General features: G+C 58.5%; 14 protein-coding genes. 12 read left to right on the top strand and 2 right to left on the bottom strand.

What is annotated here, in order from left to right; all coding sequences use genetic code 11:
* Window positions 1-9: 9 nt before the first annotated feature.
* The 3 genes from ACMRQN_RS02620 (at window position 10) to ACMRQN_RS02610 (ending at window position 1,756) form a co-directional block, all read left to right on the top strand.
* Window positions 10-240 (top strand): FRG domain-containing protein, encoded by a 231-nt coding sequence (locus ACMRQN_RS02620; protein ID WP_418733695.1) that lies wholly within the window; start codon window positions 10-12, stop codon window positions 238-240.
* Between the two features lie 494 nt (window positions 241-734).
* The gene (locus ACMRQN_RS02615) at window positions 735-1,622 is read left to right on the top strand and encodes a sugar transferase (protein WP_418733694.1); all 888 of its coding nucleotides are present in this window, start codon (window positions 735-737) and stop codon (window positions 1,620-1,622) included.
* On the top strand, window positions 1,616-1,756 hold the full coding sequence (locus ACMRQN_RS02610) for a hypothetical protein (RefSeq protein WP_418733693.1): 141 nt from the start codon (window positions 1,616-1,618) through the stop codon (window positions 1,754-1,756). Before ACMRQN_RS02615 ends, ACMRQN_RS02610 begins: the two co-directional genes overlap by 7 nt.
* Before the next feature lie 175 nt (window positions 1,757-1,931).
* Here ACMRQN_RS02610 and ACMRQN_RS02605 read toward each other — a convergent pair whose 3' ends face one another.
* A complete protein-coding gene (locus tag ACMRQN_RS02605; protein WP_418733692.1) occupies window positions 1,932-3,161 on the bottom strand; it encodes a nucleotidyltransferase family protein in 1,230 nt (409 codons plus the stop codon).
* Window positions 3,162-3,399: 238 nt separating this feature from the next.
* Between ACMRQN_RS02605 and ACMRQN_RS02600 the strand changes: the two genes are divergently transcribed.
* Genes ACMRQN_RS02600 through ACMRQN_RS02585 form a run of 4 tightly spaced genes read left to right on the top strand, consistent with a single transcriptional unit; the run spans window position 3,400 to window position 6,942 of the window.
* Window positions 3,400-4,200: a hypothetical protein gene (locus ACMRQN_RS02600; protein WP_418733691.1), complete on the top strand. Its 801-nt coding sequence runs from the start codon at window positions 3,400-3,402 to the stop codon at window positions 4,198-4,200.
* 43 nt (window positions 4,201-4,243) lie between these two features.
* Window positions 4,244-4,510 (top strand): PqqD family protein, encoded by a 267-nt coding sequence (locus ACMRQN_RS02595; RefSeq protein WP_418733690.1) that lies wholly within the window; start codon window positions 4,244-4,246, stop codon window positions 4,508-4,510.
* A 60-nt stretch (window positions 4,511-4,570) separates the two neighbouring features.
* Complete coding sequence (locus tag ACMRQN_RS02590; RefSeq protein ID WP_418733689.1) at window positions 4,571-5,104, top strand: hypothetical protein; 534 nt, start codon at window positions 4,571-4,573, stop codon at window positions 5,102-5,104.
* Entirely contained in the window at window positions 5,104-6,942 is a 1,839-nt protein-coding gene (locus ACMRQN_RS02585) for an ABC transporter ATP-binding protein (RefSeq protein ID WP_418733748.1), read from the top strand. The genes ACMRQN_RS02590 and ACMRQN_RS02585 overlap by 1 nt, the downstream gene beginning before the upstream one ends.
* Before the next feature lie 62 nt (window positions 6,943-7,004).
* Here the strand turns inward: ACMRQN_RS02585 and ACMRQN_RS02580 are convergent, their stop codons facing one another.
* The gene (locus ACMRQN_RS02580) at window positions 7,005-8,330 is read right to left on the bottom strand and encodes an ATP-binding protein (protein ID WP_418733688.1); all 1,326 of its coding nucleotides are present in this window, start codon (window positions 8,328-8,330) and stop codon (window positions 7,005-7,007) included.
* 482 nt (window positions 8,331-8,812) lie between these two features.
* On the opposite strand from ACMRQN_RS02580, the gene nrfD reads away from it, so the two are divergent.
* From nrfD to ACMRQN_RS02555, 5 genes are all read left to right on the top strand, one after another.
* Window positions 8,813-9,733 carry an NrfD/PsrC family molybdoenzyme membrane anchor subunit gene (nrfD, locus tag ACMRQN_RS02575; protein ID WP_418733687.1) on the top strand — a complete coding sequence of 307 codons (921 nt, stop codon included), beginning with the start codon at window positions 8,813-8,815 and terminating at the stop codon, window positions 9,731-9,733.
* A 69-nt stretch (window positions 9,734-9,802) separates the two neighbouring features.
* Window positions 9,803-10,219 (top strand): GntR family transcriptional regulator, encoded by a 417-nt coding sequence (locus ACMRQN_RS02570; RefSeq protein WP_297149676.1) that lies wholly within the window; start codon window positions 9,803-9,805, stop codon window positions 10,217-10,219.
* Window positions 10,200-11,165: a slipin family protein gene (locus ACMRQN_RS02565; RefSeq protein WP_418733686.1), complete on the top strand. Its 966-nt coding sequence runs from the start codon at window positions 10,200-10,202 to the stop codon at window positions 11,163-11,165. The genes ACMRQN_RS02570 and ACMRQN_RS02565 overlap by 20 nt, the downstream gene beginning before the upstream one ends.
* Window positions 11,166-11,432: 267 nt before the next feature.
* On the top strand, window positions 11,433-12,203 hold the full coding sequence (locus ACMRQN_RS02560; protein WP_418733685.1) for a DmsC/YnfH family molybdoenzyme membrane anchor subunit: 771 nt from the start codon (window positions 11,433-11,435) through the stop codon (window positions 12,201-12,203).
* Window positions 12,204-12,227: 24 nt separating this feature from the next.
* Window positions 12,228-13,395: molybdopterin-dependent oxidoreductase (locus ACMRQN_RS02555; RefSeq protein WP_418733684.1), on the top strand; the 1,168-nt coding region annotated here is incomplete at its 3' end.

The following is a 13,395-nucleotide window of genomic DNA, read 5'->3' as shown; positions in this document are numbered from 1 at the left end:
TTGGTGTTCATGGCCCGCATGCAGCATTACGACGGTGCGACGCGTCTGCTCGATGCGGCTTCGAGCCTCGACGTTGCGCATTGCTTCGCGTCATCCAGACATGACGAAGTGACTGGCGTCGTGTATTCCTGTAGGGTTAACCCCGATATGCGCGTCTCGATTGGAGAACAGCCCGACGGTCGGGAGCCCGATTGGTACGAGTTGACCGATCGTTGCCGGGGCGGGCGCCCCTGCTCGTGATACCGTGGGGCTATGAGCCGAGAATTGCCGCGCAGCATGGGGCGTTCATCATGACATCGCTCGACGGCTCGCTGGCTGACCCAAATCTTTTCATGAGCTAGGCGGTCGACTTCGAGGTTCGTCCGATTTGGATTCCTCCAAAGCTGAAGCCTTCCGTGAGAAGGTGCCTGGTGGCAAAGTAACGAGAAGCCGTGGCGTTGCGGTGGCCGACCCTGGCGGAAGGCTGCATTAGCCGGCTTCGGTTGCGAGGTTCATGTAGCCGCGCGCCGCTTGCGGAGAATCGTCTCATTGGGAATTCGCCCCAATGAGACGATTCCGTTTGGGGGAGAGGGGTCGTCTTCGGGCTCGACCCGACCCTTCGAATTGTCGTCGGGTGTTTTTATTATACGCAAAGCGGTAGCTGCGATTCGCTGGTGCGATACGCTGTCCGTAGTGCCATTGGCAATACAGAAAACTGCAGATCAAGCCAATGATCAAGCATATCGGCGCCTTTAGTGTTTTTCGTCTTGACAAAAGGGATGTCGGTAATTGGCCCGCGCCCTATGATCTTGGCAGAGTATGAACAGATCGGGGCTCGTTCTCGATATGGTGCTAATGATATCCGCCCGGGGTTAACTGGTTGGGCTCAAATCAATGGCCGCGATGCGGTGACAGTGGAGGAAAAGGCGCGCCTGGATGGGAATCTGCCCCAATGGGACGATTTGTTATCTGATTTAGAGGAAGCTTTTCGGAGCCGGTTTATCGTCGATGACGGTCGGAATGAGCTGCAAAACTCGACGAAGCAGGAGTCGGCTTTCGACAACTCAACTAAGACCGTCGCTGTTTCCGGCGGTACGTTTTCGTCTGCCGTCTCCGTCGACCTGTGTGCGGAAGGTTGTGCTCCTGTCAACAACGGCGATGGCACGTACGGCGTTGTTGCCGGCGTGGCGCAGAACGGCACGAAGGCGTACACGAGCTTGCAGGCTGCCGTTGACGCGGCTCAGCACGGCGAGACCATTCAGCCGCTGAACGACACCACGGAAAACATCACCACCAATGCGTCCAAGCAGATTACACTTGACCTGAATGGGCATACCCTCAACGGTGGCTCGGGCACTGCGAAAGCGACCATTCTGAACGAGGGCACCGTGACTATTACCGACACGAGTGCTGGCAAGACCGGCACCATCAAGCGCGACGATCAGGGCATCGAGGGCGAGACCAGCTATTACGTTATCCATAACATCGGCACAATGGTTATTGACCAGGCGAATGTTATGAACAACTCTGGCTACTGGCGTCGCAGATGTGATTCTTGCGCATCCTATGGCAAGCAAGGCCGGAAAAGATTACGCTACGCAAATCAAAGCCGCGGTCTAGAAGAGGAGCAAAAGAAATGCTAAAGAAATACGAGAGCCCCGAGCTGGATGTCGTCGAGTTGGAAGACCGCGACGTTATTGTTGCGTCTGGTGTGTCTGGCGGCATTAGCGGTCCAGGCGGTATTGAGTCGGGCGATGGGGAAGACGTCTGGGAGTAATCCTTGTAGCGTTATGCTGTATCGGACGAGGGCTTGCTAGAGTACTTAGCATTTCCGGACATTTAGTCGCTAGATGACTCGAAGGGCGGGCGGTTTGCATCCGCCTTTCGATTTCCGCAGCCGCTTTCCCAACCTTCGTCAAAAGCGGCGGTCGCCTTCTCGGGCCTTCGTCTTTCTACATCCTGGTAACCTCAAGGCGTTTGAGCAGATCGACGTCTTCTTGCGCGCTACGTGCGTCGGTAACGAGCTCGCTCATGTTCACGTTGCGCGCGAGGCCCTTGCGGATAACGTGCCCCACTTGGTAGAGGCACGCGGCCGGAGCAAGCCACGCGTGCTTGCGCGCCGGCGCCCAATGAGCGCGCCCGCCCTCGTAAAGATAGCGAAGCAAGGTCGCGGGGCTGCGGAAGCTGTGCAGCACCGTGCGGGTTGCCTGCGCGCCGCGCTCCATCTTGCGCCCCATGTTCCCCCTCTGCATGATGTAGAGCAGAAGGTCGCTCGCAAGCTGCGCGTCGGCTTCGCCAAACCATGTTGCCGACGTCTGAAGCCCCAGGTAGGTGCGGCAAAGCCACGTTGTGGTGACCGCCAGCTTCTCCATACCGATCTGCTGCGCCGCATGTTGAAAGCCGCGCTCCCAAAGCTCGTCGGTCAAGTACGCGTCGACGAACATCTGCCAATCCAGAATCTGGCGAAGCCCCAGACCCGAACCTAGATGCTGGTTGACATGCGCGAGGAGAACCAGCCCGTTTTCAAGCGGCGGCAACACGGGCACGCTGAAGCCTGCGACATCGGTCCATTCGGCGCGCGGGATGGCGTCGTAAATGGCCTGGTCAAGAAAATATGCCTGCTGCTTGTTGGTGCATGTGCTGAAATAGCGATGCAGCTCGATTTCGGGGCAGCCCGCCTTCTTGAAGCCCGCGTGGCGCGGATTGATTTCAAGCTCAATATCGTTTTCCCAGCCCAAACGTTCCATGAGCGAAAACGCCTGCTCGAAATGGTCGGGCGGCACGATGAGGTCGATGTCTCCCATGCTGCGGCTGTTCGGCTGCTGGTAATTTGCCGCAGCGGCCGCGCCCTTCAGCACGGCAACGGGGATGTCTGCCTGGCGAAACTCGGCGAGCACGCTGTCTTGTGCCATCATGAGGCGATACCAGCCCGACAGGTTTTTCCCCGCAAGCGCAAGGTATTCCGCCTGGTCGGCCGGGGAGAGCCCAAGGGATTCGATGGCGTTTGCCGGATAGCCGATGACGGATTGCGCCTCCAGCTCTGCCCGTACGGCAGGCCACAGACCGTCAGGGATGGGTGGAACGGAGAGTGTGTTGGGAGCCTTGTCGCGCTTCGCGTGTTGAAGGGCGCTTTCAGCGGCGATGATTCTAATCGCGTATTCTTCGGCGGCGGAAAGCTCCACGGATTCTCCCTCTCGTTGCTTCGTTGCGGCATGCGCGCGCGTGGAAATTACCTGCGAACCTGACAATCGGTCGCGCGTTCTTCCTGCGCGCCTATAATATAGCAGCGACAATCATGATTCGAGAAATGCCTACATACCGTGCAATTCTGGAGTTGTTGCGGTTGCTTGCGCCTGCCTGCAGTTCGCCCGTGTCGGCTGCAACCTGTCCGCGCCGCCGCCTTCCCAAGGAGCGAAGTTTATGTTCTGCGTCCAAATAGCCGAGGTTCTTGTCGCTATCGAGAACCGCTATGCGTTCTCCGAGCGGCTTTGCGCGGACTACATCGTCAACGTCGCACCTGATGAATGCAGCTTTTCGGTATCGGCGACGCCAGAGGAGATTGCGGCGGAAAACAGCGACGAGGGCACGTTCTCGCCCGCGTATTGCGAGTCGCTTGCGCTCTACCGCAAGATTTGCACGCGCATGCTGGACTACGACGCGTTCCTGCTCCATGCGGCGGTCGTCTCGCATGCGGGCCGCGGCTTCGCGTTTGCGGCGAAAAGCGGTACGGGCAAGAGCACGCACGTCGCGCAGTGGATGCGCGCGCTCGGCGATGACGTGACGGTGGTGAACGGCGACAAACCCATTCTGCGCTGGCGAAATGGGGAAGCTGCCGAGGAGAAAGACGCTGGGGCGCCGAACGAGACGCCTGGTGGGGAAGCTGTCGAGGTCGCCTGCGACCAGCTGGCGGGTGAGTTCGTTGCGTACGGCACTCCGTACTGCGGCAAGGAGAACTGGGGGCAGAACACGAGCGTTCCCCTTCACGCCGTTTGCTTTATCGAGCGCTGCGAGCCGGGCGAGCCGGACCGACTGTCCCGTTTGGAAGATGACGGGGAAATCATCGCGCGCATCATGAATCAGATTCTGATGCCGAATGATCCTGTTTTGGCTGCTCGCCAGCTTGATTTACTCGATAGGTTGGTGAGCAGCGTGCCGTTCTACGTGCTGCGTTGCACGCCGACTCCTGCCGCCTTTGACGCGGCGTTCCAGATGACGCTGTGAGATAATGGGCGCGAACAGATGCATCGATGCGAAGGGTCTGAGCATGAAGATTAAAGACGGCTTCATCGTGAACAAAGTGGGCAGCCAGCACGTGGTCGTGCCGGTGGGCGAGGCCAGCATGGAGCGACACTGTATGATTCGCCTGAACGACACGGGCACGTTCCTGTGGGAGCAGCTCGGTGCGAATATCACGGAAGATGCGCTGGTAGAGGCTCTGCTGGCGGAATATACGGTCGACGAAGACACGGCGCGTGCCGACGTCGCGACGTTTTTGGAGAAGCTCCGCGACGCCGACCTGCTTGAGGAGTAGGAGCCTAACTGTTAGGCTCCAGACGGCAAGCGATTCATGACATGCGAAAGAGACATACCCTTGGCGGCACCTGACACGGGTGGGTCTTCCGCCCCTGATAAGCCGCGCAAAATCGAGGACGTGCTCGCATCCGAGGGCTTCTACATGGGGCCGCCCGTGGGCGTTTCCATGTGGCCGATGCTGCGCAACCGCCACGACGTGATGATGGTGGTGCCCGCCGAAGGCGACCTGCGCCGCTACGACGTGGCGCTGTATCGCCGCGGCGAGAAGTACGTGCTGCATCGCGTGGTGGGGCATTACGAAAACGGCTCTGAAAAAGGCTACGTCATCTGCGGAGATAACTGCATCATGCTGGAGTACATTCCGCGCGAGGACGTGCTCGGCGTGCTGTGCGGCTTCTATCGCGATGGCCGCCACATCGATTGCGAGACCTCCCGCGGATACCGTGCGTACTCGAAGCTGTGGGTGGCGCTGTTCCCCGCGCGCAAGGTGTGCAAGGGCGCAAACGCTGCGGTAAGGCGCGCGGGCAAGCGCGTTCTTGTGGCATGCGGCCTGCGCAAACGCGATGCTGTGAGCGAAGCGGGGCGAAATTGATGCGCGGGGCAGAGGCGCGCGAGCAAGACAAGGTCACCTACAAGTGGCTGTTCTCGCAATCGAAGGCGCAGCACGGCCGCATCGTTGCGCTGTCGGTGCTGTGCACGGTGCAAGCGGCGGTGCTCGTGAGCTTCGCGCTGGCGTGCCGTGCTGTTATCGACCAGGCGGTCGCGGGAAACATCGACGGCTTGCTGGCAAGCGCGGCGGTACTTGCTGGCGCTATCATCGCGCAGCTGGTGCTTCGCCTGGCTATCAACAGCACCCAGGAGCACATTCGGGCCCGTTTCGCCCTTGAGCTGCGGAAATCGATGCTTGACAGCATCTTTGCCGCGCGCTTCGGCAACGTTTTGCGATTCCATTCCGGCGAGCTTTCCAACCGCATGTTCTCCGACGTGCAGGTCGCGTCGAATGGCGTGGCGACCATCATCCCGAACTTCGTGTCCATGCTCATGCAGCTCGTGTTCGCCATTGCGGTGCTCGCGCTGATCAGCCCGCCCATGGTGGCCCTGTTCGCTGCCGCCGCGCTGCTCTCGTTCGTGCTGGCGCGCACGCTGCGCGGACGGTTGAAGGCGTTGCACAAAACCGTGCAGGAAAAGGAAGGCGCCGTGCGCGTGTTTCTGCAAGAGGCGCTCGAGCATCAGCTGGTCATCCGATCGTTCGGGGCCCAGCCCGCCACGAGCGCGCGCGCCGACGCGCTGCAGGAGGACCATTTCACCGCGCAGATGCGCCGCCGCGGGTATTCCATCGCCGCCAACGCGAGTTTCTCGTTCTTCTTCAACGCGCTGTACGCCGTGGCGCTCACGTGGTGCGCGTTCGAGCTTCTGCATGGCACCATGAGCTACGGCACGCTCATGGCGGTGCTACAGCTAGTGGCGCGCATTCAGGCGCCGGTTTCCAGCTTGTCGGGCATGCTGCCGCAGCTGTATCAGACGCTCGCGTCGGCGGAGCGCCTGATGGAGGTGGCGGAGTTGCCGCGCTCGGAAGGCTGCTTGCCCGTGACGGCTGAGGAATTCTATCAGCGGCTCTCTGGCGTGAGGATGCGCGATCTGGCGTTTTCCTACGATGACGAGGAGGCGGAAGGTGCCGCTGTGTCTGCAGGGGGGATGGAGGCTCCTTCTGAAGAAGAGCCCGTGAGCTTTACCTGCGCTGACGTATTCGTTCCCAAGGGCTCCTTCGTGGTGGTTGAGGGGCCTTCCGGCTCCGGGAAATCTACGCTGTTCAAGCTACTGTTAGGCGCCTACGATGCGGACGGCTTCGCGTACGAGCTCGCCGAAGGTGCCGTGACGTCCGCACCCGCCGCGTCTGATGCCCCTGCAGGCGCGCTCTCTGCGGGTGCGCCTCGTACCGGCGCCCCTGCTGCGGGCGCTACGACCGCCGTTTCCGCCTACGCCGCATCTCAGGTGCCGCCTGGCGTGTTCGCCTATGTGCCGCAAGACAACTTCCTGTTCGCAGGCTCGATTCGCGAAAACGTGGCGTTTGCCAACTCTGATGCGACCGATGACCAGGTAAAACGTGCGTGCGAAGTGGCGTGTGCATGGGGCTTCGTGGAAGAGCTTCCGCTGGGACTCGACACGATGATCGGCGAGCACGGGCAGGGCCTTTCCCAGGGGCAGCTGCAGCGTCTGGCTATCGCGCGTGCGGTGTGCTCGGGTGCGCCCATCATGGTGCTCGACGAGGTCACGAGCGCGCTCGATGACGCGACAGAAGCGGCCGTTCTTGCCAATATAGACTCGCTACCTGGTAAAACGATTTTCGTCGCCGCCCATCGCGCAAAGGCGCGCGAGTTAGCCACCATACGCCTTCACGTGGAAGACGGCGTGCTGGCAGAAGCGCGTTAGGGCACTTTCCTGACGCGGAGTTTTCTCTTTTGCGAAAGTGGGGACGTGCTCGCAAGAAGCCGCTATGGTTCCAGAAGCCCCGCCATAAAAATTGGCAGGTAAAGCACGTTGCCATCGCGGAAAAGGTTAGTCTCCGCAAAAACGAGAGCCCGGTCTATTCCATAGCCTCTTGCTGCAAGCGCATTGTCAAGTGCTGCATGCGTTTTATAGTACCTTCCCGACTTGACTTCGATGGCCAGCACGTCTCCAGCAAGCGTCTCCTCCACAAAGTCGAGTTCCCCTACCTTTTTCGATGTGAAGTAACGCAGCTTGAAACCCCTGGCTTTCAACTCTTGAGCGACAAAACCTTCGAATGCTGCGCCCATATTCATACCGAATGAGCCCTCTGCTTCTCCGTCAAATACACCCTGGGCAACCTTTTTCGAATATGATGACATGAGCATTCCGGTGTCAAGATAAAACATCTTAAACAGATTTCGTTGTTCTCCGACCAAGAGAGGAGCCACCGGCGCGCTTACGTTATACACGGGAAGAGCGACGCCCGCCTCAGAAAGCCAGAGGAAGTGCTCCGTCACTTGCGAGAACCGCTTCACGCCTTCGATAGATGACAGTTTGAATCGCCGATTCTTGGACCCGACCTCGCTGGGAATCAAGTCATATATGTCACGAATGGTCAGCCTAAGATCTGGCGGCGCATACTTTGCGATATCGTCATGGTACAACGAATGGAGATCGCGATGTATTTTCCGTACCTCATCAATGTTGCGAGTGGCCAAAAAAGCGTTGACGGCGTCAGGCATGCCTCCCACCACCACATACTGGCGAAATAGGCTGAGCAGGCGGTCGTACAGATAGTCTGGAAGCTCTTTTTCTTCCTCGAGATGGTTTCTCAGCATGTCAAAAGCAACCGATGCAACGCCGTTAGCCCAGCAAAACTCTTCGAAATCAAGCGGATACATCTGAATCTGCTCGACATATCCGACAGGAAGAGAATCGATGCCCTCGAGTTCCACACCAAGTAATGACCCTGTGAGGATGAAACGGAAATCTCCACGCTGCACGAGATATTTGATAAACGTTACTATGTTGGGACACTGCTGAACCTCGTCGATAACTACGACAGTCTTTCGCGCAATCATTGGCTCAACTGCGGCGATAGTCATTCGCATCAGAAGTTCGTCGGCGCTTTTCGCTGCCGAAAAAGAATCGCGCACAGAAATGTCTTCAATCAAGTCGAATGCTACGACATGCTCAAACGATTCTCTTGCGAAAGCACTGACCAGAAAAGACTTGCCCACTTGTCGAGCGCCTTTGACAAGCAAAGCTTTATTGGGCGATGAATCGAGCCAGGACTGAAACTGCGCCTTCGCTTTTCTGTCGAGCATCATACTCCTCCCTTTTGCGTGTGATTGATATAATAGAATACACTTTTCCGAATTTTATAGGCATGTGATATTACACTTTTCCGAAATTTAAAGACATGAGTAACTGCACTTTTCTGAATTTATAATCAAGCGCCTCTTCGGGGAAGCGAAACCCAAGTTCGTGGTCAACTGAGCGAGTTGTGCGACGTTTTTGTTGCGGAAAACCGGCGTTTTCGCGCCCCGTGATCTCAGCTGGGGCACCTCTGCCGGCAAAAGGCCTGGTCGCAAATTTTCCGTGAGAGCACGAGAAGAAACCAGGCGCGCACAACTCGCTCAATTGACCACCAACTGCCGTTTGTGCTCCAGACGAGCTGGAAAGGCACTGCGCCGGGATGCGTAATCGTTGCGGAATCTAAATTGTCGTGCGACAAATGCGCCTCTTAGGCAAAACATATGGTAGATTATCGTTGACAAAACGAGCAAGGCTGCAACAAGGAAGGGGCTGCGTGGTTTTCAGCAAGTTGATAGCCATCTACCTTTTCCTTGGCGGGACCGCCGCCGGGGCCTTCGCGCTCACCGCCCTCTTCGACGTCGCCAAGGCTGTGAAAGACCATCGCCGCGGCGAGTACGGCAGAACGTTTCTTGCCCCGCAATCGGTGATTTCGGAGCCAACGTACAAGCGCATTCGCCGATTTGTGTACGGCACCGCGCTGGTCGTCGTCCTCACAGGCGAATTATGCCTGGTCGCAGACCTAGGACGTCCCGAAGCATTCTTCTTCCTGTTCCTGTACCCGACGAGCAGCCTGGTCTCCATCGGTGCTTTCGCCTTGACGCTGCTCACTGTCTTCCTGGTAATCTCCCTTGCCGACACCATTTTCGTGCTGCCGAAATGGGCGCGCGCCGTATCGTTCGCCGCAAAGGCGATAGGCCTTCCTGTTGCGGTCATCGTGATGGTCTACACGGGCTTGCTCCTCCAAAGCGTTATCTCGGTCGAAGTCTGGCAGTCGGCGTGGCTGCCCGTTCTGTTCGCGGCATCGGCGCTCTCGTGCGGTTGCGCAGTGATCATGCTTGCGGCCTGCACCTGCGAAGATGTGCGCGTGACTCGTATCATGGCACGCTTGCTCGCCTGGATCGACATCGCGTTCATCCTGATCGAGATAGTCTCCATAGTTGCTTTGCTTGCCTTCGGTAAGGGGAGCGCCTCCATGGCGGTCATGAGGCTTCTCGAAGGCGACCTGTCGACTACGTTTTGCGCGGGTTTCGTCGCCTGCGGACTTGCGATTCCCCTTGTTGCGGAAGCGGTTTCCCTGGCGCGCAAGCGGGAGATTCCCACTCCGGGTGCGGCGGGAATTGCCACATTGGCGCTGGTCGGAGGGCTTTGCCTTCGAATCGCCATCGTCGCATGCGGCGTGGCGCCTTCGCCATAGCAGGTGAGCAAAACCAGCTCGCAAAAGCGGGCTGCCGATCATACGAGGTAAGTGCAAGAAAAGGGAAACGTGAAGCAGCAGATTAAAGAAGTACCGCCGTTTTCGTTCGATGAGTCCAGCGATTTGCCGCTGTGGGTGCAGCTGCGCAATCGCATGGCCTACCTCATCACGTCAGGCTTCTACAAGCCGGGCGAGAAGCTACCGACGGTGCGCAAATATGCAGCTGAACTGCGCATTGCGTACAACACGGTGAGCAAGGCCTACATGGGGCTCGAGCGCGACGGCTACGTGACCACGGTGCGTGGCAGCGGTGTGTTCGTGAACGATCCGGACGCTATCTTAAAACCTGCGCCGGAGGTGGACGCGCTTGTCGAAGAGTTCGTGAAAGGATGCCTCGAAAACGGCATGGCATATGATGACATTCCGAAGATGGTGTCTTCGTGCGTGAGGAGGATGAAAAAGGATCATGAGAAAGTTCAAGGATAAGACCCACCCTCAGGGGCAGAAGGACACGTATCGTCGCTCCGAAATGGAGTTCGGCGTTGCGGCGGACGCATATCGCTCCGACCCGACGAAGAAAGCCACGCGAAACGGCGCGGTGATGATCTCTGTGGTGCTCGCTCTTGTCGCGTTCGCGGTTGTGCTTGCGGCGTTCATTCTCGCGTTCGGCAAGTTCACGTTCGCGGGGATCATCGTCTCCGTGATTGTGGGCCTCACCGTCCTGTCTTCGGTACATGTGTGCATGGACTGGGAACGCGTCGTGGTTATGCGCCTCGGCCGGTTCGACCGCCTTGCGGGCCCGGGGCTGTTCTTTACCATTCCGCTATTCGAATTCTGCACGCTGCGCGTCGATCAGCGCATGAATGCCACGCCGTTCGGCGCTGAGGAGGCGCTGACCAGCGACCTTGTGCCGCTCGACGTGGACGCCGTGCTGTTCTGGGTTATCTGGGACCCCGAAAAGGCCTGCACTGAAGTGCAAGATTGCCACTTCGCCGTGGCGCTTTCCGCGCAAACGGCCCTGCGCGATGCCATCGGCCGCGCGTCGCTCCAGAACGTGGTCATGCGCAGACATCAGCTTGACCAGGAGCTTCGCGAAGCCGTGGAGCAGAAGGTGTCGGACTGGGGCATCTCCATCGTGTCGGTCGAGGTGCGCGACCTCATCATCCCCAAGGAGCTTCAGAATGTGATCTCGCTTGAAGCGCAGGCCGAATGCCGCAAGAGCGCGCGCATTACGCTTATGGAGGCCGAGAAGGACATCTCCGCGATCCTCGACGACGTCGCGCAATCGTACAGCCACGACGACATCGCCCTGACGCTGCGCAAGATGCACCTCACCTACGAGGGCATGCAGGACAACGACGGGGCACTGGTGGTCCCCAGCGCTTACAGCGACGGCTTCAACGCTAAGCCGGGCGAGGAGCCGGCGAAGTAGATAGTGAAACCCCCAATTATCTACAAGATAGAATAGTTACACGTGATATTGTCGCACGACACTATTGATTGTCGTGCGACAATTTTGTTACAATCCACCAAAAGGATCACCAGCTGAGATCCTGGGCAAATATTCGGTGAGAGGTCATCTTTGTCGCCACATGGATGAACTGCTTGTCGAATAGGCGGAACGTGCGGGCGAGGCGCGTTCCGCAAAACAGGGTTGCCCGCACGATGCGGGCGCCAAAGAGATACTAAGGGGGGAAACATGGGTCTTGAATCCTTATTCCTGTTCACGTTGCTGGGAGGGCTAGCGGCAGGAGCCTACGTGTTCGAAACTTGCTTCCAGCGCACGCGCAAAGGCGAGCGTCCGTGGCTCGTTCCTCTGGTCGTTGTGGTGCTGTTCGCCATCGGCATGATCGCCGCCGCGACGCACGCCCACAGCCTTTCCCGCGCATTTGCGTCCATCGGCGCGGGCACGGTCAACTTCGGCTCCGGCATGGTCAAGGAAGTGCTGTTCGCGGGCATCTTCTTCATTCTGGCGCTTATCGACCTCATCATCACCTTCGCGAAGAAGGACAGCCCGTTCGCTCTGCGCGTTATCGGCGCGATTGCGGCGGTGCTCGTCATCGTGCTCATGGGCACGGCCTACATCGATGTATACGGCAACGCTGTGTGGAGCAACGCTCCCGCGACCGTTCTGACATTCGTCGCAGGTGCGTTGGCGATGGGCCTTGGCCTGTGCGCCGCTTTCGGTTCGGCTGACATCGCCGAGAAGCCGGTCATGTACACGCTGGTCGCCGTCGACGTCGTGCTCGCCGTCGGTCTGGCGCTCGAGATCGCCGCTTTCTCCGGCGCGGGCTTGAACCCGGCCATGCAGATCGCGGGCCTGGTCATCGCTCCGGTTGCGTCCGCGATTCTGGTGTTTGCCGGCGCAAAGTTCAACAACAAGAAAATGCTCGCGATCGTCGTGTGCGCCCTGCTGGTGATTGGCGTTGCCATTGCCCGCTACGGTTTCTACGCGACCTGCGCAATGTAGGAAAGCAGAAAGGGGGAACCAACAGTGAGTACGAACAACATTTCCCGTCGTGGTTTCTTGGGTGCTTCTGCTGCTGTTATGGCTGGCGTCGCGGGTCTGGCTGCGACCGGCTGCTCTGCGGAATCCAGTCTTGAGGCCACCGACGCAAAGGGCATGCCCATCGATCCCGCGAAGGGCGGCGAATGGACGTCTGCAGCATGCTGGCACAACTGCGGCGGCCGCTGCGTTAATAAAGTGCTGGTGAAAGATGGCGTCGTTGTTCGCCAGAAGACCGACGACAGCCATGAGGACAGCGCTGATTATCCGCAACAGCGCTCGTGCCTGCGCGGACACGCCCAACGCAAACAGGTTTTCGCGGCAGATCGCCTGAAATACCCCATGAAGCGCAAGAATTGGTCGCCCGACAATCCGAACGGCGATCTACGCGGCATCGACGAGTGGGAGCGCATCAGCTGGGATGAAGCTTACAAATACATCGCCGATGGGCTGCAGAAGGCCAAAGAGCAATACGGCAACCGCTCCATCCTGCTGCTCAAGGGATGGAATTCCGAACTCACCCGCACGCTCGGCCTGTTCGGTGGCTTCACCAACTTCTGGGACACCAACTCTTACGGTTCATGGGACAAATGCCCCAACATTATTGGCTTCAATGTAAACAAAACGCCTGACCAGACCATTAACGACCGCTACGATTTGCGCAATTGCGAGACCATCGTGATGATGGCAATGAATCCCGCATGGTCGGCCGCCGGCAGCCAAATGCTCAACTACCTTGAAGCCAAAAAGGCTGGCGCCAAGTTCATCTACATCGACCCAATGTATTGCGAAAGCGCCGCAGCGCTCGACGCGGAATGGCTGCCTATTCGCCCCGCAACCGACATGCCCTTCATGTTCGGCTTGGCGTACGCAATGCTCGAGCAGGACGACAAGGAAGGCATCATCGATTGGGACTTCCTGAATAAGTGCACGGTCGGTTTCGACGCCGACCACATGCCGGCCGATGCCAAGGATAATAAGAACTTCAAAGACTACGTCATGGGTACCTACGACGGCACGCCGAAAACGCCCGAATGGGCAAGCGAGATTTGCGGCATCGACGCCGATGCGATTCGCAAGCTTGCCGTTACCATGGGCAAGAAGAACAAGGTCGCTTTCTTGAGCTCCGCAGCGAACGCCCGCGTAAACAACGTAG

It is taken from the genome of Ellagibacter sp. (assembly GCF_048412355.1).
Lineage (GTDB): Bacteria > Actinomycetota > Coriobacteriia > Coriobacteriales > Eggerthellaceae > Ellagibacter.
The sequence above is the reverse complement of the archived record's forward strand: the minus strand, read 5'-3'. Positions and strand labels throughout refer to the sequence as shown.

Excerpts from the sequence above, each read along its gene's own strand:
- ACMRQN_RS02620 (WP_418733695.1), top strand. The coding sequence starts at position 10 with ATGGCCCGCATGCAGCATTACGACGGTGCGACGCGTCTGCTCGATGCG.
- ACMRQN_RS02610 (WP_418733693.1), top strand. The coding sequence starts at position 1,616 with ATGCTAAAGAAATACGAGAGCCCCGAGCTGGATGTCGTCGAGTTGGAA.
- ACMRQN_RS02600 (WP_418733691.1), top strand. The coding sequence starts at position 3,400 with ATGTTCTGCGTCCAAATAGCCGAGGTTCTTGTCGCTATCGAGAACCGC.
- ACMRQN_RS02595 (WP_418733690.1), top strand. The coding sequence starts at position 4,244 with ATGAAGATTAAAGACGGCTTCATCGTGAACAAAGTGGGCAGCCAGCAC.
- ACMRQN_RS02585 (WP_418733748.1), top strand. The coding sequence starts at position 5,104 with ATGCGCGGGGCAGAGGCGCGCGAGCAAGACAAGGTCACCTACAAGTGG.
- ACMRQN_RS02580 (WP_418733688.1), bottom strand. The coding sequence starts at position 8,330 with ATGATGCTCGACAGAAAAGCGAAGGCGCAGTTTCAGTCCTGGCTCGAT.
- ACMRQN_RS02565 (WP_418733686.1), top strand. The coding sequence starts at position 10,200 with ATGAGAAAGTTCAAGGATAAGACCCACCCTCAGGGGCAGAAGGACACG.
- ACMRQN_RS02560 (WP_418733685.1), top strand. The coding sequence starts at position 11,433 with ATGGGTCTTGAATCCTTATTCCTGTTCACGTTGCTGGGAGGGCTAGCG.